Origin of the sequence: Noviherbaspirillum humi (genome assembly GCF_900188095.1) — a bacterium.
Lineage (GTDB): Bacteria > Pseudomonadota > Gammaproteobacteria > Burkholderiales > Burkholderiaceae_D > Noviherbaspirillum > Noviherbaspirillum humi.
In genome coordinates, this window is sequence record NZ_FZOT01000010.1 from 93,448 (window position 1) to 114,858 (window position 21,411).

A 21,411-nucleotide genomic window follows, 5' to 3' on the forward strand; every position below is an offset into this window, starting at 1 on the left:
TGGCAACAGACGAACCGGATATTCATTTCTCCACTCATCCAAATCAGGCCAAAGCGATTCGAGGCCAGAACGCTCGGGGGAGCGTATGCCATGCAAGCAAAAGGGGCGCTCATCGATCGATGAGCGCCCCTTTTCATGCGGCCGGCTCGTCCCGTGCCGGATGCGCGACGATCAGCCGTTTTCCAGGAAGGCGCGCAGCTTGTCGGCGCGGGACGGATTGCGCAGCTTGTTCATCGCCTTGGTTTCGATCTGGCGAATGCGCTCGCGCGTCACCTCGAACTGCTTGCCGACTTCCTCCAGGGTATGGTCGGAAGTGGTGTCCAGGCCATAGCGCATGCGCAGCACCTTGGCTTCGCGCGGCGACAGCGAATCCAGCATCTCGTTCACCGCCTTGCGCATGGAAGCGTTCAGCGCCGCCGCTTCCGGCGAAAGGGTGGTGCTGTCCTCGATGAAATCGCCGAGCTGGGAATCGCCGTCGTCGCCCATCGGCGATTCCATCGATACCGGCTCCTTGGCGATCTTCAGGATCTCGCGGATTTTGCTCTCGGGCATATCCATGCGCTTGGCCAGGGTGGCCGGGTCCGGCTCGGAACCGGTCTCGGCCACGATCTGGCGCGAAATGCGGTTCATCTTGTTAATGGTCTCGATCATGTGCACCGGCACCCGGATGGTACGGGCCTGGTCGGCGATGGCCCGGGTGATGGCCTGGCGGATCCACCAGGTCGCATAGGTCGAGAACTTGTAGCCGCGCCGGTATTCGAACTTGTCCACCGCCTTCAGCAGGCCGATGTTGCCTTCCTGGATCAGGTCGAGGAACTGCAGGCCGCGGTTGACGTACTTCTTCGCGATCGAGATCACCAGGCGCAGGTTGGCCTCGGTCATCTCGCGCTTGGCCTGCAGGGTGCGGCGCTCGCCGGCATTCATCTGCCGATTGACCTTGCGCAGTTCAGGCAGGGGCAGGCCGGCGCGCTCTTCCAGCGCCACCATCCTGGCCTGCAGTTCCCGCAGCGCCGGCAGGCTGCGGCCGAGCGAGGCGCTCCAGGGCTCGCCGGCACTGGCTTCCCCTTCGGACCACGCCGGATTGGTTTCATTGCCGGGGAAGACCTTGATGAAGCGCTCGCGCGGCATGCCGCAGCGATTGACCACGATCTCCATCACCTGGCGCTCGATCTTGCGCACTTCCTCCATCTGCTTGCGCAGGATGTCGCACAGCTTTTCCACCGCCTTGGCGGTGAAGCGGATGCCGAGCAGGGCGCCGGTGATTTCTTCCTGCACCGTGGCGTAATCCTTGCCGAGCCAGGCCTGGGTGTCGGCTACATGGCGCAGGCGGGCGAATCGTTCGGCGATGAAATCGAACTTTTCCAGCGCCACTTTCCGCATCTGCGCCAGCTGCTCGGCCGACACGCCGCCGCCGGCGGACGGGGTGGCGTCGTCGTCCTCCTCGTCTTCCGCCTCTTCGGCGTCTTCCTCGTCCTCGCCATCGGCGTCGTCTGCGGGCGCGGCCAGGGCCACCGGCGCCGGCTCATCCCCGGCATCGTCTTCCACCAGGCCGTCGACCAGTTCATCGATCGGCATTTCCTCGCTGCGGATCTTGTCCGCCATCGCCAGGATCTCGGCGATGGTGGCGGGGCTGGCGGAGATGGCCTGGATCATGTCCTTCAGGCCGCCTTCGATGCGGCGCGCGATGTCGATTTCGCCCTGGCGGGTGAGCAGTTCCACCGACGCCATTTCCCGCATGTACATGCGCACCGGGTCGGTGGTGCGGCCGAAGTCGGAATCGACGGTGGAGAGCGCGGTCTGGGCGGCGGCTTCCACCTCGTCATCGCTGGTGACGGCGGCGACCTTGTCGGTCAGCAGCAGCATCTCCGCGTCGGGCGCCTGCTCGTAGACGGCGATGCCCATGTCGGTGATGGTGCCGATGATGCCTTCGATCGCTTCCGGATCGATGATGTTTTCCGGCAGGTGATCGTTGATCTCGGCATGGGTGAGGTAGCCGCGATCCTTGCCGATGGTGATCAGCGCCTTGATCTGCTGGCGGCGCTGCTCGAGTTCCTTGGCGCTGGGCGCGCCGTCCTTGACCACCGCCTTGCTGCGGCGGGCGCTGTTGGCGGCCTTCATCTCGGCCCGTTCCATGGCGTTCAGCGCGGCGATCTCTTCGTTCTCGGGAACGAATTCGGACGGCTTGCGGCCGCGCCGCGCCGGCGTCTTGGTGCCGGGCAGGACGTAGCCGGAGGTATCCACCGCCGCCAGTGCCGAGGCGTCGGTGATCTGGCTCGCCTGCGCATGCAGGGACGCGCCGGCCTGCGGCAGCGGCGGTACTTCCGCCGGAGCTTCCGGCTTCTTCGGTTCCAGTTTTTTGGCCACTTTCTTCACCACGCGTACCTTGGGTGCTGCCACGGCTTCTTCCGTCGTCTCGCCTTCCGCTTCCGCAGCAGCCGGCGCCGCGGTCGGCGGCGCTTCCGCGACAGGTGGTTCTGCAGGCTCGGCTTCGGCCGAACGCTTGGTCAGCCGGGAGCGCGTCTTGGTCACTACGGTGACCTGGGTCGGCACGATCTCGTTGTTGATCACCTGGACCAGCGTAGTCTTCTGCGGCGACTCCTCGGCGGAAGCATCGTTGGCCGGCTTTGCCGGACGGTTGGAAAGTGACAGCGTTTTGGAAGATTTATTCATTGTGAAAACATCAGATCAGGGCCAGCCGATTTCCAGGACGTCGAAAGAAACCGCCGGATGCAAATGGAGAGTCGGATGCAGCAAAAGATTCCCGCAAATGCATGAAGGCATGCGTAAAGCATGCCTTCACATGACCAGTCAGCAAATAGATGCGCGTGTATTGTTTCTTGGCTAACGATTGATCAGGCCGATAAAAATGCCTGAAGAAAAAAGGAACGCGATTATAGCGGGGTTCCGCAAATCCGTTCAAAGAGAATTCGACAACGTGTGCGGGTTCGCATCGGCAGGGCATTTTGCGCTTGCCAGCCGGTGGGAGATGTGGTCCGCGCCTGTGCTTTGCAAGGGCAAAGGCTTGCAAAATGCGGCCCTTGAAAAACAAAGCCCCCTGGGCGCAATGCGCCGTAGGCGGTGGATGGCGGCGGAACCATTCGGCTGCCGACAGGTCGCGGGACCGTGAGTGAACCGGGGCGGCGCCGATGCCGGCCTCGGAGCGGCCCGCTGCGCCTTGCATCCCGCGCGGTCGAGCCTGGCCCGACGGCTGTTGTCGAGGACAGAGAACCCCCGGATGCCGAGGAAGCCGCCGATGGTGGCGCAGTGGGCGGCGCGGTTCTTACCGGCACCGCCAGGCGCACCGCTGCCATTTGCGGCAGACGAGAAGCGTGCGGCCGCATCCTTGTGCAGCGGGTGGCGTCGACCGGCACGATCGCTCGCAAGCGGAGAAGAAGGCGATTTGGAAACAGCCGATCCTGGCAGTGGCCCGAAACGCCGACGTGCGCGCTTCCCTGGCAATGCGCGCCGCCATTGGCCCAAGCCAATTCTTCCGGCGCCGACAGGAGCGGCCGCTTGGACGGGAAGGGCTGCTCAGCGCGCGTCGATCAGCATGGCATCGAGCGCGCCGCGCAGGGCGTTGCAGACCACGATGCGTTCGGCCCGGCGCAGGTCCTCGAGGGTGAGCGTCCTTTCGCGCGCAGCCCATGCCGGATCGGCCAGCAAAGCCTGGCGCATCACGCCGGGCAGCAGGCCGGCCTGCAACGGCGGCGTATACCAGCGGCCATCGAGCTTCAGGAAGAGGTTGCTGCGCCCACCCTCGGTCAGCTCGCCGCGGGTGTTGAAGAACAGCTGGTCGAATGCGCCATGCGCTTCGGCCTCGCGCCAGGCGGCATCGTAGGGCGCGCGCACCGTGGTCTTGTGGCGCAGGAAAAGCGGCGGCAGATCGACCGGCGCTTTCGCCAGCATCACCTTCACCGGCGCGGCCAGCGGCGTCAGCGGCGCGCTCTGCAGCGATACCGCGCCCTGCGCAGACAAGGCAAGGCGCAACCGGTGCGGCCTGTCGTCCGGCAGCTCGGCGCATGCCTGCTGCAGGCGCGCCTGAACTGCGTTGCGGTCGAAGCGGAAACCGAAGCAGGCGGCGGACTGCGCCAGCCGGCCGAGGTGCAGAGCGAGATGGCGGCAGCCTTCCCCGCGCTGCGCGTGTATCGTTTCGATCAGTTCGAATTCATCCCCGAGCTGCGTGAGAAAAGCCGCCTTCAGGCGGCACTCCGCAAGTTCGGTGAGCGCATCGCTGTCATGCACGATGCCGGCGCCGATGCCGAGCTCGCCGCGGCGCAGGCCGTCTTGCTTCGGCGGCGAGAGCGTCAGCGTGCGTATCGGCACCGACAGGCAGAAGTCGCCGCTGCGGCGCGGCGACGGCGCCGCGTCGAACCAGCCCAGGCTCCCGGTGTACCAGCCGCGCGCATCCGGCTCCAATTCGCGGATGATTTGCATGGTGCGGCGCTTCGGCGCGCCGGTGATGGAGCCGCAGGGATACAGCGCCGCGAAGACATCCTGCAGCGTGGCGTCGCTTCTCAGTTCGGCCTGGATGGTGGAGGTCATCTGCAGCACACTGCGGTAATGCTCGACCTTGAACAGATGCGGCACGCGCACGCTGCCGGTGACGGCGACCCGCCCGACATCGTTGCGCAGCAGGTCGACGATCATCAGGTTCTCGGCGCGGTTCTTCGCATCCGCCGCAAGCGCTTCGGCACGCGCCGCATCTGCCGCCGCGTCGCCGCTGGCCGGCGCGGTGCCCTTCATCGGCCGGGCGGTGAGGCGGCCCTCCTCGTGCGCGATGAATAGTTCGGGTGACAGCGACAGCACCGCGCCGCCATCGGGCAGGGCGATGAAGGCGCCGTAGGGAACCGGCTGGCGTTGGCGCAGGCGCCGGTAAAGTGCGAGCGGCGCGCCGTAGGCATCAAAGCGCAGGCGATAGGTGTAGTTCACCTGGTAGGTGTCGCCGGCTTCGATGTAGGCGCGAATGCGGGCGATGGCCTGTGCGAACTGCGCTTCGTCGACGCTCTCTTTCGCCGCGAGGATGCCGGCAGGCCCTTGGCCTGCCTCTTCGTCGAGCCATTGCATGGCTTCGGTTGAGCACAGGCGGCGGCAGCCATCGAACAGGAGTATGCGCGCCGGCGGTACGCTGATGTTCGCCCTGGCCGCGATGCCAAGCATGTCCGCGCCGAGTTCGTAGCTGAACAAGCCGAGCGCATGCCGGCCTGCCTGCAAGGCTTGCTGCATCGCCTGCAGCACATGCGGCAGGTCCCGGGCGCTCGCGCACACCAGTTCGCCGGCGAAGCCGGTGTACAAGCGGGAGCGGCGATGCCGGTCGTCGGCGGTGGCATCGTCGAGCAGGGCGAAGCAGTCCATGCGTAGCGAGTGGAAGCGGAAAATCGAAGGGCGCACATTATAAGGCAGCGGGCTTGGCCGACCGCGGCCGCCGTGCCGAGGCCGAACGCCGCTTCCGTCCAGGCGCCCCACAGCAGCGCTCCCTCTCACCGCCAGGACGAACGAGCCGGCGTGATCCATCGATCAACACACCACCGGCGCAACCCCGACCAGGAAGGCATTTTGGGCGGCCAGCGTTGGCGCAGATGCCACGAAGTGCATTGCCCCAATGTAATTCGGTCTGCCGCCGGTCAACCTGTCTTCAACAACCTTCGCCGATGCGCGCAAAGCCTGAGGTATGTCAGCGAGCCAATCTTGTGCACCGCAAGAATGAGTGTGTTTCAAATTTACAAACTATTGGTCTAAGGAAGGATAGCCCGCCATGCCCTCGACGCCGTCCAGACTCGCTCTCGTCCTGATCTGCGCTTCGCTTTCAGCCTGTGGAGGCGGCGGCGGAGGCAGCAGCACGACCGCAGCCGACACGGTACGGTCGGCGACGCCCAGCCCGACGCCCGCGCCGGCGCCAGCTCCTGCACCGGTTCCGGCGCCCGTGCCGGCGCCGACTCCAGCACCAGCGCCAGCGCCAACCCCGACGCCAGCACCAGCACCGACGCCAACCCCGACTCCATCACCGACGCTCAACGTCATCCAGCGTGAAAACGCGAAGACTGCGGCGCAGGGCGTGAGCAGCGACTGGTTCATCAGCGACGCGAACTACGCCAGCCAGCACGAGATCGAAGGCTATGCCTCGGCCACCAGCATCAATCGCGGCGAGTCGATCAATCTGTACGTCAACACCGTCGATCCCAGCTACACCATCACCATCTATCGCATGGGCTGGTACGGAGGCGCCGGCGGCCGGCGGGTCGCCGGCCCGATCACGCGAAGCGGATCGCGCCAGCCCGCCTGTGCGCTCGACGCCAGCGTGCGTCTGGTGGAGTGCAACTGGACCAATCCCTACGTGCTTTCGGTCCCGCACAACACCGCCGATCCGACCGACTGGGCCAGCGGCATCTATCTCGCCAAGCTCACCGGCTCCAGCGGCAAGCAGAGCTACATCATCTTCACCGTGCGCGACGACAACCGCAGCACGGCGCTGCTGTTCCAGCAGAGCGTGACCACCTACGCCGCCTACAACTACTACGGCGGCTACAGCATCTACGGCGAGGGCAGTATCGGCGGCGTCGCCGCGTACAAGGTTTCCTTCAATCGGCCTTATCTCAACCTGCAGCGCCCGAGCAGCGGCAAGGGGGCCGGCGACTTCTTCAGCTGGGAAGCCAAGGCCCTGCGCTTCCTCGAGCGGGAAGGCTATGACCTCGCCTATGCCACCAACATCGACACCGAAACGCTGCCGATGAGCCTGCGTCAGCACAAGGCTTTTCTCTCGGTGGGCCACGACGAATACTGGACCCGCGGCATGCGCGATTCGATCGAGTCGGCCCGCAATGCCGGCGTGCACCTTGCCTTCCTTGGAGCCAACAACGGCTACTGGCAGGTACGGCTGGAGCCCGGCCAGTTCGATGGTCGTCCGCGGCGCAACATGGTCGCCTACAAGTTCAGCGCGCCCAGCCTCGATCCGCAGTACAACAGCAATCCCGCGGAAGCCACCTACCTGTTCCGCGGCGCGCCGGTGAACCGGCCGGAGGCATCGCTCATCGGCGTCATGTACGACTACAACTCGGTTGACCTCGACATGGTGATCTCCGACTGCACCAGCCTGGCCTGGATCTGCCGCCAGACCGGGCTGCAGGCCGGCTCGGTGCTGAAGGGATTGCTCGGCTACGAAGTGGACCGGGTCGACGCCTCTTCGCCGGCCGGCATCACCGTCATCGCCGCCTCGCCCTACATGGTCGGCACCGAACGCCGCTATGCGAACATGACCTACTACACCCATGGCAGCGGCGCCGGCGTGTTCGCCACCGGCTCCATGCAGTGGAACTGGGGCCTGGACGACTTCGGCGAGCGTGCCGACCGCGTGAATCCGGCGGTGCAGCAGATGACGCGCAATGTGCTGAACCGCTTCGTGAACTGAAGTCGCGGCAGAAATGAAGGAAGGAACGCCATGCATCGGAAAAAGCGTCCTTCCTTTCCTTCTCAAGAACGATTTTTCTGCCCCAAAAGGCCTCTTGCCCAAGCCATGCCTCGTTACCTTCCGATCTGACCGTTCCTGACAAGAAGCTGACAAATCCCGTACAATGACGTTCAGTTGCAAGCCGGCAAGCGCCGGCTTTTCCTTTTTCCGGAAGGTTATATTTGATTTACTTCGGTTTTTCAGAAGTAAGCATCAAAGAAACGGCGATTTTCCAGCGGTTTGCCCGATGTTAAATTTCCGACCTCCCTCGCAGACCTTGTCTAGAACAAATGCCGAATAGTCAACACCTTGTCCGATCCCGGCCGTCATCCGCGCGCCGCTTGCTTTCCGCCTTCCTTGTCCTCCTCAGCCTGTGCTGCGCCCTGCCATCCCTCCATGCCGAGCCGGTCTACACCCTGCAGCAGCTCGTCGACATGGCCATGCAGCAGCATCCGCGCCTGCAGGCTGCCCGCGAGCAGGTGAATGCCGCGCGTGCGGCGGTCGAAACGGCCAGGGCACTGCCCAAGCCGGAGGTGGAATGGAACGGCGGCCGCCAGCGGGCGAGGCTGCCGGGAGCGCCCGCCGGCAGCGTCCAGAGCCTGTCGCTGACGCAGCGCCTCGACCTGCCGCCGCAGCGCGCCGCGCGCATCGATGCCGCCGGCGCCTTCGTCACGGCGGAGCAGGCGCAGCTGCGTACCGTGGAGCGCGACCAGCTGCGCCGCATCAAGCTGCACTACCACGAGCTGCGCCGGCGCCAGGCGGAATTCGGCACCGCCGTCGAGGACATGCGCACCTCGGCCCAGATCCTGGAGCGGGTCACGGTGCGGGTGAATACCGGCGAGGCGCCGCGCTACGACGCCATCAAGGCCGATGCCGAATTCCTGAACGCGCAGAAATCGATGGAAGCCGCCCGGCTGCGGGTGGAAACCGCCCGCGCCCTGCTGCGCAATGCCGTCGGCGCCGACCTGCCGGCGCAGTTCGAGCTGGCCGCCGAAACGCCCGAGCTGCCGGAGCTGCCGCCGCTGGAAGCCTTGCAGCGGCAGGCGCTGGCGAACAATGCCGACCTGGCCCAGGTGCGGGCGCTGACGGCCCGCGCCCGCGAGCAGGTACGGCTGGAACGCAGCCTGCGCTTGCCGGCGGTGGCGGTGCGCGCCGGCTACGACCAGGACCCGGAAGTGCGCGGCTCCCGCGTCGGCCTGGTGGTGAGCATCCCGATCTGGGACCGGCGCCAGGGGCCGGTGGCCGAGGCAGGCGCCCAGCTGTCGCGCCTGCAATATGAGCAGAGCCAGAGCGAATTCGCGCTGCGGCAGAACCTGGAAGCGGCCTACCGCCAGTATCAGATCAGCCGCAACCAGGTGGCGGCGCTGGAGTCCGGCATCCTGCGCCAGGCGGAGGAAGCGCTGCGCGTGGCCGAGGCCGCCTACCGCTTCGGCGAGCGCGGCATCCTGGATTACCTCGATGCGCAGCGGGTGTTCCGCAATGCACGCAATGAACTGATCGCGGCCCGCTACGAAGTCCAGGCGGCGATGGTCGACATCCAAACCCTGCATCAGGAATAAGAACATGACACGCTTCCCATTTTCCGCATCCCCGCGCCGTACCGTCTCCGCCTTGACGGCCCTGCTGATGTCCGCCTTTCTGCTCGCCGGCTGCGACGATGCCGGCCCCGGCGCTGCGCAAGCCGCGCCGGCCGCGAAGCCCGCCGCCGACCCGGCGCTGGTGAGCGCCACCGAGGAAATGATGCGCCAGATCGGCGTTTCGCCGGTCGGCAGCCTGCCCATCACCCAGACCTTGCGCATCGCCGGACGCATCGAATTCGACGAGCAGCGCATGGCCCGCATCGGCGCCAACGTCATCGGCCGCGTCACCGACCTGCATGCCACGCTGGGGCAGCCGGTGAAGGCTGGCGACCTGCTGGCGCAGCTGCACAGCACCGAGCTCGGCACGTCCCAGCTAGCGTATCTGCGCGCCCGCGCCCAGGCCGATCTGCACAAGCGCAATGTCGAGCGGGCGCAGTTGCTGCTCTCGGCCGGCGTGATCGGCGAAGCGGAACTGCAGAAGCGGCAGAGCGAGCTGGCGATCGCCGAGGCGGAGAAGCGGGCCGCTGCCGACCAGCTCCGGGTGCAGGGCATGACGCCGCGCGCCATCGAAGCCATGGGCAAGAGCGGCGCCATCAACTCGGTATCCCAGGTCTTCGCCACCGCGCCGGGTGTAGTGGTGGAGCGCCGGCTGGCGCTCGGGCAGGTGATCCAGCCGGCCGACGCCCTGTTCACCATCGCCGACCTGTCGCATGTCTGGGCGGTGGCCCAGGTGCCCGAGCAGCAGATCAGCAAGGTGCAGGTCGGCCAGCGCGTGACCATCGAGGTGCCGGCGCTGGGCAATGAAAAGCTGGAAGGCAAGCTGGTTTATGTCGGCGACACCGTCGACCCGGAGCAGCGCACGGTCACCGTGCGCACCGAGCTGGCCAATCCCGAACGGCGCCTGAAGCCGGAGATGCTGGCCACCATGCTGATCGAAAGCCGGCCGGAGCAGAAGCTGGCGGTGCCGGCCAGCGCGGTGCTGCGCGAGAACGACGAAGACCACGTGCTGCAGGACCAGGGCGAGCGCCGCTTCCGGCTGGTGAAGGTCAAGCTCGGGCCCGAGCATGCCGGCATGCGTCCGGTGGAATCGGGCCTGAAAGACGGCGACCGCATCGTCGCCGAGGGCGCCTTCCACCTGAACAATGAGCGCAAGCGCATGCAGATGGGCGAACAATAACCTCAGACCGGAACAGCCATGATTGAATCCCTGATACGCGGCGCGCTGGCGCAGCGCCTGGTGGTGCTCGTCCTTGCCCTCATCCTCCTGGTGTTCGGGCTGCGCGCGGCGCAGAAGCTCTCGGTCGACGCCTTCCCTGATGTCACCAACGTCCAGGTGCAGATCGCCACCGAAGCCGCCGGCCGCTCGCCGGAGGAAGTGGAGCGCCTGGTGACGGCGCCGATCGAGATCGCCATGACCGGTCTGCCCGCCATGACCGAGATCCGCTCGCTGAACAAGCCGGGCCTGTCGCTCATCACCCTGGTGTTCACCGACGAGACCGATGTCTATTTTGCGCGGCAGCTGGTGATGGAGCGGCTGATCGAGTCCCGCCAGCGTCTGCCGGAAGGCATCACGCCGGTACTCGGCCCGGTCTCAACCGGCCTCGGCGAGGTCTACCAGTACACCCTGGAACGCGCCGATGACGGCGAGCGCGCGCTGACGGTGGACGAACTGACCCGGCGCCGCAACATCCAGGATTGGGTGGTGCGGCCGCTGCTGCGCTCCATCCCGGGCGTGGCCGAGATCAATTCCCAGGGCGGCTATGTGAAGCAGTACCAGGTGCTGGTGAACCCGGACCGCCTGCGCCATTACGGCCTGTCGCTGCAGCAGGTATACCGCTCGCTGGCGCTGAACAACGCCAACTCCGGCGGCGGCGTGCTGCCGCAGTTCGCCGAACAGTACCTGATCCGCGGACTGGGCTTGATCAAGAGCCTGGACGACATCAAGGACATCGTCCTCAAGGAAAGCGGCGGCGTGCCGGTCACCGTCAAGGACGTGGCCCAGGTCGAGATCGGCCATGAGGTGCGGGCCGGCGCGCTGCTGAAGAACGGCGTGACGGAATCGGTCGGCGGCGTGGTGATGATGCTGCGGGGCGGCAATGCGAAGGAAGTGGTGTCGCGCATCCAGGAGCGGGTGGCCGAAATCAATGCCAAGGGCATGATTCCGGAAGACCTGAAGATCGTGCCGTATTACGACCGCTCGGAACTGGTGGACGCGGCGCTCGATACCGTCACCAAGGTGCTGATCGAGGGCGTGGTGCTGGTGGTGATCGTGCTGTTCCTGTTTCTCGGTGATGTCCGCTCCTCGCTCGCGGTGGTGGGCACCCTGGTGCTGACGCCGCTGGCGACCTTCATGGTGATGAACCATGTCGGCCTGTCGGCCAATCTCATGTCGCTCGGCGGCCTGGCGATCGCCATCGGCCTGATGGTGGACGGACCGGCGGTGGTGGTGGAGAACGCCCACGTGCATCTCGGCCAGCCGACCCTGAGCCGCAGCCGGGTGCGCATCATCCTCGGCGCGGTCAAGGAAGTGGCGACGCCGGTCATCTTCGGCATCAGCATCATCATCCTGGTGTTCCTGCCGCTGATGACGCTTACCGGCATCGAAGGCAAGATGTTCGCGCCGCTGGCCTATACCATCGCCATCGCGCTGTTCATTTCGCTGGTGCTGTCGCTGACGCTGACGCCGGTGCTGTCCTCCTACCTGCTGAAAGCCAAGCCGGGCGGCGGCGATCACGACACGAAGCTGATCGCGATCCTGAAGAAGCCCTACCTGCGCCTGCTGTCGGCGGCGCTCGCCAATCCGAAGAAGACCATAGGCGGCGCGGTGGCGGCGTTTGCCGTCTCGCTCGCCCTCGTGCCGCTGCTCGGCACCGCCTTCATCCCCGAGATGAAGGAAGGCTCCATCGTGCCCGGCATCAACCGCGTGCCCAACATCTCGCTGGACGAATCCATCAAGATGGAGCAGCAGGCCATGGCGCTGGTGATGACGGTTCCGGGCGTGAAGTCGGCGGTGTCCGGCGTCGGCCGCGGCGAGTCGCCGGCCGACCCGCAGGCGCAGAACGAATCCACGCCCATCGTCAGCCTGAAGCCGCGCGACGAGTGGCCGGACGGCTGGAACCAGGACGACATCGCCGACGCCATCCGCAAGAAGCTGCTGCAGCTGCCGGGCGTGCAGATCGTGATGGCCCAACCGATCTCGGACAGGGTGGACGAGATGGTGACCGGGGTGCGCTCCGACGTCGCGGTGAAGGTGTTCGGCGAAGACCTGGACCTGCTGAAGAAGAAGGCGGACGAGATCGCCCGGGTGGCGCAAGGCGTGCGCGGCGCCTACGACCTGCGGGTGGAGCAGATCGCCGGACAGCAATACCTGTCGATCGACATCAACCGCCAGGCCATCGCCCGGCTCGGCATCAATGTCGCCGACGTGCACGACATCATCGAGACCGCCATCGGCGGCAAGGTGGCCACCGAGGTCTACGAGGGCACGCGCCGCTACAACGCGGTGGTGCGCATGCCGGAAGGCTTCCGCAACAATCTCGAGGCGATCCGCAGCCAGCTGGTGACTACGCCCTCCGGCGCTTCGGCGACCCTGGGCAGCGTGGCCGACATCCGGGTGCACGACGGCCCGGCGCAGATTTCGCGCGAGGCGGCGCAACGGCGCATCGTGGTCGGCGTCAACGTGCGCGAGCGCGACCTCGGCGGCTTCGTGGCGGAGCTGCAGCAGGCGGTGGGCCAGAAGGTGCAGCTGCCGGAAGGCTACCGACTGGAGTGGGGCGGCCAGTTCCAGAACATGGAGCGGGCGCTCGGCCACCTCGGCGTGATCGTGCCGGTGACCGTCGGCGCCATCCTGTTCCTGCTGTTCCTGCTGTTCGGCTCCATCAAGCTGGCGTCGCTGATCATCATGGTGCTGCCCTTCGCCTCCATCGGCGGCATCGTCGGCCTGTTCGTCGCCGGGGAGTATTTATCCATTCCCGCCTCGGTCGGCTTCATCGCGCTGTGGGGCATCGCGGTGCTCAATGGCGTGGTGCTGGTGACCTGCATCCGCACCCTGCGCCGCGACGGCGTGCCGCTGCGGGAGGCGGTGCGGCAGGGTGCCGTCTCGCGCTTCCGGCCGGTGATGATGACCGCCACCGTCGCCATGCTCGGCCTGATTCCCTTCCTGTTCTCCACGGGTCCGGGCTCGGAAGTGCAGCGGCCGCTGGCCATCGTGGTGATCGGCGGGCTGGTGTCTTCCACCTTGCTGACCCTGGTGGTGGTGCCGGCGCTGTACCGGTGGTTCGATGACGTCCGCACCCCGGACCCGGAAACGCCGCCGGTCCCGCCGCCGCAGCGCAGCGCCTCTTCGGCGAACGCGGCCTGACGCGGCGCCGGCCGAACCAGGCCGCGCCGCCTTCCCGGAAGCCGCTCAGGCGGCGCAGTCAGCCTTGCGCCCGGCCTTGTCGCGGTACATCGAGGCGTCCGCCGCATGCAGCGCTTCGTTCAGGCTGCCATGCGCAAGGCGCGAGGCGTAGCCAATCGAGGCCTTGATGCCGGCGCGGCGGAAGGCTTGCCGGATGCGCTCATGCATCAGCGGCCCTTGCTCGCGCGTGGCGCCGCGCACGAATACCGCGAACTCGTCCCCGCCGATGCGCGCCACCATGTCCTCTTCCCGCGTGGCTTGCACCAATTCCCGCGCGGCGCTGACGATATAGCGGTCGCCTTCGCGGTGCCCGAGCGTGTCGTTGCGCTGCTTCAGTCCGTCCAGGTCGATCACCATCACCAGCGCGTTCTCGCTGAGGCGGTTCAAGGCCTCTTCTTCTTCCCGCATCAGCGCCTCCCAGCCATGGCGGTTGGCGACGCCGGTCAGCGCGTCGGTCTCGGCCAGCAGGCGCAGCCGCGCCTCCGACTGGCGCGCCCGCTCGTTCTGCATCCATACCGAGAGCAGGGTGCTCATGGTGCGCGTCAGCGACTGGATCAATTCTCGCTGCGCTGTTGAAAAATCGGGCTTCGCTTCCGGATCCACGCCGCAGAGCGTGCCGAGCAGCGTGCCGTCGTCGGCGGTGAGCGGCTGCCCGACATAGGCGCCGATGCGCATCGCCCGGCCGATCGGCGCCTCGCGGTAGGCGGCAACCGCCTGCGCGTCGGCGGCGAAGCGCGGCCCCAGGCCTTGCATCATGCGCGAACAGAAACTGTCCGACCAGCGCAGCACCATCCCACGGGCGATTTCCCGCTGTTCGCCGCCGGCGTGCAGGATGCTCCAGTCGTCACCGCTCAATCGGGTGACCATCCAGTGCTTCATGGGAGCGATCAGCGACAGGCATCTGACCAGTGCGTCGAGCGATTCTTCCAGCGTGGCGAAAGGCTTGTTGGAAACAGGTGTGGCGGCAAGGGGCGAGGCGGCATCCATGTGGCGTGGCGGGTGGTTGCGGGGCGTGCCGGCGCGGATTCCCGCCGGCACGCCAAAAGTATTTCAAATCCCCGCAGGCCGGTATGTCGCGGCTACCCGGAAGCTGCTGTCCTTCTTGATCGACAGCCTGTAGTGGAACCCCGACATGCGGCTTGCCGGCCTGCCGCCGCCCGCCGCGGCGTCAGGATTTCAGCTTGGTGATCTTGGTGCCTTCGAGCGTCAGGTTCGCCATCAGGCCGGCATTGGTCAGCACGAAAGCCACCACCGGACCCTGCACGGTGTTGATATCGATGGCGCCATTGGCGCCGGCGCGCAGTACCGCCACCGACGCATCGGCACCGACCGACCAGCCTTCGCTGGCGCGGAATTTGTCGAGCGCGTCCTGGGTCATGAAGAGGAACATGATCGCCTTGGACTGAGCGCCGATCTGCAGACCGACCGATACCGACGCCAGGTTGTAATAGTCCACCGGTGCTCCGCTGACCTGCAGCACGCCATCGCCATATTGGCCGCCGACGCCGAGGCCGGCCGCGATCACCGACGGGAACACCAGCACGCCCCGCGCCTTGCTCACCAGGTCGCGCGCGCCCGGAGTGCTGCTGTACAGCCGGCTGAGCGCGTTGCTGGCGTTGGTGTTGATGTCGCGCCGCCGTGCGGTGGGATCATCGCCCTTGCTGACGCTGGTGGTGGCGGTGGTGCCGCAGGCGCCCAGCAGCATTGAGGCGGCGGCGCCGGCCGCGGTAGCGATAACGAACTGTCGTCTTTGCATGGCTATCTCCGGAAAAGTGGATAAGGGTGAAACCGGGTGACTCCTCGCAACCGTCTTTCCGGCCGCGACCAGGCCGTCCGCCGGCGTGGAATGCGCGCAGACTTCAGGCCGGCCGGGCCGGAATCGGATCGTTCATGACCTTGGCTGGCGCCGTGGGAGCGAGTTGCAGCACTCTTCGGCGACGCCATTTATCCTGTCCTTCGACCTTGCAAAATCGGGCGAGTGCCGGCGCCTGCTTAACGTGGGTCAAGCAAAGCGCCGATTGATTTGACGCATGGCATCAGCGCGTGCGGCGGCGCTGCAGCAGGTAGTAGCCGAGCCCGACCACCGCCGAGGCTACCGCCACCTTGCGCGCCAGGCCGGCCGGGTTGTGCCTGAACTCGGCCTTGATGCCCATCTCGGCGAAGATGTTCGGCACGTGGCCGCGCATCAGGTCCTGGCCTATGCCTTCCACCATGTTGACCCGGTCCGCCAGCAGCAGGATCAGCCAGTGGCGGATGTCGTTCTCGCTCAGGCGGAAGGCGAAGTCGCGCATCATGCCGGAGAGCCCACTGGGCGGCGAGCTGGTGCCGAACACCGGCGTGATGCCGGGCCGCTCGGTGGAGTGGAACACCTTCATGTGCACCGGCTGCGGTTCCGGCTCGGTCCAGTGCACGCCTTCCAGGCGCGGCGGCGTGCGTTCCATCGGATAGGCCGGCCGGTTGCGGTGGTCGAGGTCGGCGCCCCAGCCGACGATGTGGGAATGTTCGCGCTGCTGGCGCGCCTGATGTTCGGCCGGCGTCACCGAGCCGACATGGTCGTGGCCGGAGTGTTCATCATGTCCTTGCTGCATGGTGGGATTCCTTTCGACAGGGTTCAGTGGACCAGCGCGAGATTCGGCACGTTGGGCGGCACCAGGATCGTCTTGATGCAGTCATCCAGCTTGCTGGAGAAGATGTGATACGCATCCGACACTTCCTCCAGCGGCACGCGGTGGGTGATGATCTGCTTCGGATCGAGGCGCCCGGCCTGGATGTGCTCGATCAGGCGCGGCAGGTGGCGCTTGACGCTGGCCTGGTTCATGCGCAGCGTGAGGCCCTTGTTGAGCGCATTGCCGATCGGCACCGCGTTGAAGGTGGGTCCGTACACGCCGACGATGGACACCGTGCCGCCCTTGCGCACCGAATTGATCGCCCAGTGCAGGACGGTGGCGGAACCGGCCTGCAGCTTCAGGTAGCGGCCGGTGAGGTGCTGCAAGGCGTTGCCCGCCGCTTCGCCGCCAACCGCGTCGATGCAGACATCGGCGCCGAGCCAGTCGGTCATCTTCTTGATGTGCTCCGCCATGTCGTTCACCTCGCGGAAGTTCACCACCTCGCACTGGGCGTAGTTCTTCACGAACTCCAGCCGGTACTCGACATGGTCGACCACGATCACCCGGCCGGCGCCCATCAGCCAGGCCGACTTGGCGGCGAAGATGCCGACCGGCCCGGCGCCGAACACCACCACCGTATCGCCCTGCTCGATGCCGCCCATCTCGGCGGCCTGGTAGCCGGTGGGCAGGGCGTCGGTCAGCAGCACCGCATCGTCCACGTCGAGGTCCTTGGGAATCACCGTCGGGCCGACATCGGCCATCGGCACCCGCACCAGTTCCGCCTGGCCGCCGTCGTAGCCGCCGGCGGTGTGGGAGTAGCCATAGATGGCGCCCACCGCCGTGGCCTGCGAGTTGGTGTTGTGGCAGTTGCCGTACAGCTCCTTCTGGCAGAAGAAGCAGGAGCCGCAGAAGATGTTGAAGGGCACCAGCACATGGTCGCCCACCTTCAGGTTCTGCACCGAGGGACCGACCGCCTCGACGATGCCGGTGAACTCGTGGCCGAAGGTCATTCCCACCCGTGTGTCCGGCACCAGGCCGTGGTACAGGTGCAGGTCCGACCCGCAGATGCAGGAACGGGTCACGCGGATGATGGCGTCGTTCGGATGCTCGATCTCCGGATCGGGCTTGTAATCCGCGCGCACGCGATAGGGTCCTCGGTAGTTCATGGCCAGCATAAGCTTCTCCTGTTGAATCGATGACGAAGGGCAAGAAGAGGGCAATGATTGTTTGCCAACGTCCTGATTCAGACACCGCCGCGCAAAAAGGTTTTCGCCGAAGCGCAATCTTTGCCGCCGGCAGGAGCGGACCGATGCCGGCGTCGAAAGGAAAAGTCTCCGCCGCGGCGCAGCGCATGCGCCACCCATGCCTTATGATTGAAGAAAAAAAACATTTCCATCCATCAGACGAGGAGACGACATGCCCACCGTAGAACACCGCACCATCCCCGATGCGCCGGCGCTGGCCGGCAGGCGGCGCGCCATGCTGGCAGTCGCGGCGCTGGCTGCGGCGCTGCCGCTGGCCGCCGGCGCCCAGACCGCCTGGCCCGCCAAATCGATTCGCATCATCGTGCCGCAGCCGCCTGGCGGCGGCTTCGACAACACCGCGCGCCTGCTGGCCGACAAGCTCGGCCCGCTGCTCGGCCAGCCGGTCATCGTCGAGAACAAGCCCGGCTCCGGCACCCTGGTCGGCACCGACTATGCGGCCAAGGCCGCGCCGGACGGCTATACCCTGCTGCTCGGAGCGCTGTCCAACATCGCCCTCAATCCCGGCATGTACGCCAAGCTGTCCTACGATCCGCTGCATGACTTCACGCCGATCGGACTGGCGGTCGCCTATTCCTATACTCTGGTGGCGCGGTCGGACCTGCCGCAGAAATCGCTGCGCGAGCTGATCCAGTATTCGAAGGCCAATCCCGGCAAGATTTCCTACGCCTCCGGCGGCAACGGCTCCGGCCAGCATGTGGCCGCCGCGGCTACCGCCCACCTCGCCGGCGTCAACTGGCTGCACATCCCCTACAAGGGCGCGCAGGCCGCCTACCAGGATGTGCTCGCCGGCCGGGTCGACCTGTTCTTCGACATCACGCCCACCGCTCGCACCCAGATCGAGGGCGGCCGCGCCAAGCCGCTGGCAGTGTCGTCCCGCGAGCGCCAGCCCTCGCTGCCCGACGTGCCCTCGGTCGCCGAGACCGGCGTGGCCAACCTCGACATGGAAAGCTGGTTCGGCCTGTTCGCGCCGGCCGGCGTGCCGGCGCCGGTGGTGCAGCGCCTGCAGGCCGAATTCGCCAAGGTGATGGCCATGCCGGACGTGATCGAGCGCTGGAAGGCCAGCGGCGGCCGACCCCTGCAGCTGACGCCAGCCGAAACCACGGCGCTGATCCGGCGCGATACCGAACGCTGGACGGCGCTGCTGCGGGAGATGAAGCTGAAGGCGGATTGAGGGTCGGGCGGCTTCCGCGCCGGCGCGGCCTGCACGATCTCCGATTTAATGTTTTACTACCGCTGTTTTTCGTTCATTCAGTTCATTCACTCAGCGAGAGAAAAGCCCTATGAAAATCGGAGTCGTCGTCGGAAGCCCCCGCAAGCAATCCTTCAGCCGCAAGCTCGCCAACGCCATCGGCGAGCTGGTCCCCGCCGGCATGCAGATGGAGATCATCCCGATCGACAATCTGCCGTTCTACAACCAGGACCTGGAAGACGCAGGCGAATCGCCCGCCACCTGGCTCGAGTTCCGCGACCGCCTGCGTGCCTGCGACGGCATCCTGTTCGTCACGCCGGAATACAACCGCGGCGTGCCGGCGATGCTGAAGAACGCCATCGACGTCGGCTCGCGCCCCTATGGCAAGGCCGCCTGGGGAGGGAAGCCGGCGGCCGTGGTGTCCATCTCCCAGGGCCCGATGGGCGGCTTCGGCGCCAATCACGCCCTGCGCCAGTCGCTGGTGTTCCTCAACATGCCTTGCATGCAGCAGCCGGAAGCGTATATCGGCGGCGTGGCCAACCTGTTCGACGCCGAGGGCAAGCTGACGGTGGACAGCACCCGCGAATTTCTCACCAAGTTCGCCAATGCCGTCGCCGGCTGGGTGCAGCTGCACGCGGCGAAGCAGGCGGCCTGAGGACGCGGCGGATTTCAGGAAAGCGCCGCCCGACCGCGCCCAAGCCGTCGACCAGTTGCGTCGACGGCGAATGACCGTTGCAGCCACGTCCTCCGGCGCTGCCGATCACGGTAGCGCCCGTGCAGGAGAACCACGGGCGGCCGTCGCCAGCTGCGCCACATCCACGCCATACCCGCCGCCGGCCTACTGGCCGAGCACAACCACGCCATCGGCCGCCCGCACCCCTTGCCCTTCCGGCAGGACGAACAGCGGATTGATTTCGGCTTCGACGAGACGGCTTCCCAGCTGCGCGGCCATTTCAGAAAAGGCGACGATGGCCGATGCAAGGGCATCGACGTCTGCCTTCGGACGGCCGCGAAAGCCGTCGAGAAGCGGCCAGCTCTTGAGTTCCCGCGCCAGTTCCAGCGCCTCGGTTCGGCTGAGTCCGCCTGCCGGCGGCAGCAGGCGCATCGTGGTGTCATTGAAAAGCTCGGCCGCGATGCCGCCCATGCCGAGCAGAATCGCCGAGCCGAGCGCATCCCGGTGGAAGCCCAGGATGAGTTCCGTGCCGCCCTTGATCATTTCCTGCACGAGGAACCGATCGGGCGCGATGCCGGTGTTGGACCGGACTTCGACGGTCATCGCTTCCAGCCGTGTACCGACTTCTTCCGGCTTCAGGTTGACGGCGACGCCGCCGACATCGCTCTTGTGGGTAATCTCGTTCGACAGGATCTTGAGCACCACGCCCTCCCCGAGCTCCCGCGCGGCGCGTTCGGCCTCGGCTGCGGTCTTGACCACCGCCTCCCGCACCCCCGGCACGCCGAAGCGGGCGAACAGCTGCTTGGCCTGGGCTTCATCGAGTGATCCAACCGGAAGTTCTGCGGTCGACGCTTGTGCCTGCAGGCCCGGCTGCATGGATGGCGCACGCCAGCGCGCCGCCTGGCGCATGCCGCCAAGTGCCGCCGCGCAGCTTTCCGGCGCCATGAAAGCCGGCACGCCGCGCTGGGTAAGCAGCGCGGCCACTTCGGGCGCATGCGGACTTACGTATGCCAGGACCGGCTTGTCGCTGGTATGCATGCAGTCCTGGATCGCGCCGGCCATCAGCTCGGGCATCGCCAGGCCGGAAGAACCGACGATGATGCACAGCGCGTCATAGCCAGGGCTGTCGAGCAGCGCTTGGATCGCTCCCCGCAGCAGGTCGGGTTGCAGCCCGGCGAGCGTCACGTCGATCGGGTTCCGGTCGAGCGCCGCGTGGTCGCCGCTCTGCAGCGCCCGCAGGCGGGCCGCGGTCTCTTCATCCGGCGGCGGGGTCTCGAAGCCGGACACGCCCAGGTTATCCGACACCAGAGTCCCGGCGCCGCCGGTGGAAGTCAGCACGGCGACGCGATTGCCGCGCAGCACGCGTCCCGTTGCCAATGCCGCGGGAATGTCGAGCAGATCGGCAAATGTCTGCGCGCGGATGATGCCAACCTGCCTGAACAGTGCATCGTACATGCGGTCGGCGCCGGCCAGCGCGCCGGTATGCGAGACGGCGGCCTTGGCGCCGGCCTCCGACCGGCCGATCTTGAATGCCACGATCGGCTTGCCGGCGCGCGCCGCCTTCAACGCGGCGGCGCGGAAGGTGTCGGGATTGCGCACGCTTTCGACATACAGCGCAATGACCTTGGTCGCTTCATCATCGGCCAGGTGATCGATGAAGTCGGACAGGTCGAGGTCGGCTTCGTTGCTGGTGGAAACCAGCTTGGACAAGCCGATGCCCCGGGCCGCGGCGCGCGACAGCAGCGCGCCCAGGATGCCGCCGCTTTGCGACACCACGCCAACCGCGCCGGCCGGAAAATGCGCCATCTCCAGGGCGCCGCTGGCGGACAGGACGATGTCGTCGGTGAGGTTGACTAGGCCGATCGTATTGGGCCCCAGCAGGCGCATCTTCCCGGCCGCTTCCAGCAGTTGCTTCTGGCGCCGGGCGCCCTCCTCGCCGGTTTCGGTATAGCCGCTGGCGAGCACGATGGCCGCCGCCGCGCCGCGCGCCGCCAGCTCCCGCACCGCCAGGTGTGCGCGCTCCGCGCCGAGCAGCACGATGCCGACGTCGGGCACCTCCGGCAGCGACGCGACGTCGGGATGGCAGCGCAATCCGGCGATGCTCTCGACGCGCGGATTGACCGGGTAGATGGCGCCCTTGAAGCCATGCTTGAGCAAGTACGATACCGGACGTCCGGCGGTCTTTTTCACATCGGCGGATGCGCCGATGACGGCGACGCTGCGCGGCTTGAGCAGGCGGGAAATCGCGTCCATGTTTC

The 21,411-nt window shown here is 66.6% G+C and carries 14 protein-coding genes; 6 read left to right on the top strand and 8 right to left on the bottom strand.

All coding sequences use genetic code 11. The features are described 5' to 3' along the window. Positions 1 to 171: 171 nt before the first annotated feature. From rpoD to pabB, 3 genes are all read right to left on the bottom strand, one after another. The gene (rpoD, locus tag CHB88_RS15040; protein WP_089400150.1) at positions 172 to 2,670 is read right to left on the bottom strand and encodes an RNA polymerase sigma factor RpoD; all 2,499 of its coding nucleotides are present in this window, start codon (positions 2,668 to 2,670) and stop codon (positions 172 to 174) included. Between the two features lie 10 nt (positions 2,671 to 2,680). Then, positions 2,681 to 3,181, bottom strand: a complete 501-nt coding sequence (locus CHB88_RS24595) for a hypothetical protein (RefSeq protein WP_143131306.1) — start codon at positions 3,179 to 3,181, stop codon at positions 2,681 to 2,683. A 350-nt stretch (positions 3,182 to 3,531) separates the two neighbouring features. Continuing rightward, complete coding sequence (pabB, locus tag CHB88_RS15045) at positions 3,532 to 5,352, bottom strand: aminodeoxychorismate synthase component I (RefSeq protein WP_089400151.1); 1,821 nt, start codon at positions 5,350 to 5,352, stop codon at positions 3,532 to 3,534. Positions 5,353 to 6,052: 700 nt separating this feature from the next. On the opposite strand from pabB, the gene CHB88_RS15055 reads away from it, so the two are divergent. The 4 genes from CHB88_RS15055 to CHB88_RS15070 all read left to right on the top strand — a co-directional run bounded on the left by CHB88_RS15055 (position 6,053) and on the right by CHB88_RS15070 (position 13,381). Continuing rightward, positions 6,053 to 7,402, top strand: a complete 1,350-nt coding sequence (locus CHB88_RS15055; protein ID WP_089400153.1) for a N,N-dimethylformamidase beta subunit family domain-containing protein — start codon at positions 6,053 to 6,055, stop codon at positions 7,400 to 7,402. 380 nt (positions 7,403 to 7,782) lie between these two features. After that, positions 7,783 to 9,000, top strand: coding sequence for a TolC family protein (locus CHB88_RS15060; RefSeq protein WP_245844992.1), 1,218 nt, complete (start codon positions 7,783 to 7,785; stop codon positions 8,998 to 9,000). Positions 9,001 to 9,004: 4 nt separating this feature from the next. After that, positions 9,005 to 10,198 (top strand): efflux RND transporter periplasmic adaptor subunit, encoded by a 1,194-nt coding sequence (locus CHB88_RS15065; protein ID WP_089400155.1) that lies wholly within the window; start codon positions 9,005 to 9,007, stop codon positions 10,196 to 10,198. An 18-nt stretch (positions 10,199 to 10,216) separates the two neighbouring features. Continuing rightward, positions 10,217 to 13,381, top strand: coding sequence for an efflux RND transporter permease subunit (locus CHB88_RS15070; RefSeq protein WP_089400156.1), 3,165 nt, complete (start codon positions 10,217 to 10,219; stop codon positions 13,379 to 13,381). A gap of 45 nt (positions 13,382 to 13,426) precedes the next feature. Here CHB88_RS15070 and CHB88_RS15075 read toward each other — a convergent pair whose 3' ends face one another. The 4 genes from CHB88_RS15075 to CHB88_RS15090 form a co-directional block, all read right to left on the bottom strand. Beyond that, positions 13,427 to 14,458 (bottom strand): sensor domain-containing diguanylate cyclase, encoded by a 1,032-nt coding sequence (locus tag CHB88_RS15075; RefSeq protein ID WP_143131307.1) that lies wholly within the window; start codon positions 14,456 to 14,458, stop codon positions 13,427 to 13,429. Between the two features lie 130 nt (positions 14,459 to 14,588). After that, a complete protein-coding gene (locus CHB88_RS15080; protein ID WP_089400158.1) occupies positions 14,589 to 15,176 on the bottom strand; it encodes a BPSL1445 family SYLF domain-containing lipoprotein in 588 nt (195 codons plus the stop codon). Positions 15,177 to 15,456: 280 nt separating this feature from the next. After that, positions 15,457 to 16,008 (bottom strand): hypothetical protein, encoded by a 552-nt coding sequence (locus tag CHB88_RS15085; RefSeq protein WP_217900179.1) that lies wholly within the window; start codon positions 16,006 to 16,008, stop codon positions 15,457 to 15,459. A 23-nt stretch (positions 16,009 to 16,031) separates the two neighbouring features. Next, positions 16,032 to 17,201, bottom strand: a complete 1,170-nt coding sequence (locus tag CHB88_RS15090) for a zinc-dependent alcohol dehydrogenase (protein ID WP_089400159.1) — start codon at positions 17,199 to 17,201, stop codon at positions 16,032 to 16,034. 241 nt (positions 17,202 to 17,442) lie between these two features. On the opposite strand from CHB88_RS15090, the gene CHB88_RS15095 reads away from it, so the two are divergent. Next, a complete protein-coding gene (locus CHB88_RS15095; RefSeq protein WP_089400160.1) occupies positions 17,443 to 18,462 on the top strand; it encodes a Bug family tripartite tricarboxylate transporter substrate binding protein in 1,020 nt (339 codons plus the stop codon). A gap of 109 nt (positions 18,463 to 18,571) precedes the next feature. Beyond that, on the top strand, positions 18,572 to 19,135 hold the full coding sequence (locus CHB88_RS15100; protein ID WP_089400161.1) for an NADPH-dependent FMN reductase: 564 nt from the start codon (positions 18,572 to 18,574) through the stop codon (positions 19,133 to 19,135). Between the two features lie 183 nt (positions 19,136 to 19,318). Here CHB88_RS15100 and CHB88_RS15105 read toward each other — a convergent pair whose 3' ends face one another. Further along, the gene (locus tag CHB88_RS15105) at positions 19,319 to 21,406 is read right to left on the bottom strand and encodes an acetate--CoA ligase family protein (protein ID WP_089400162.1); all 2,088 of its coding nucleotides are present in this window, start codon (positions 21,404 to 21,406) and stop codon (positions 19,319 to 19,321) included. Between the last annotated feature and the right edge of the window lie 5 nt (positions 21,407 to 21,411).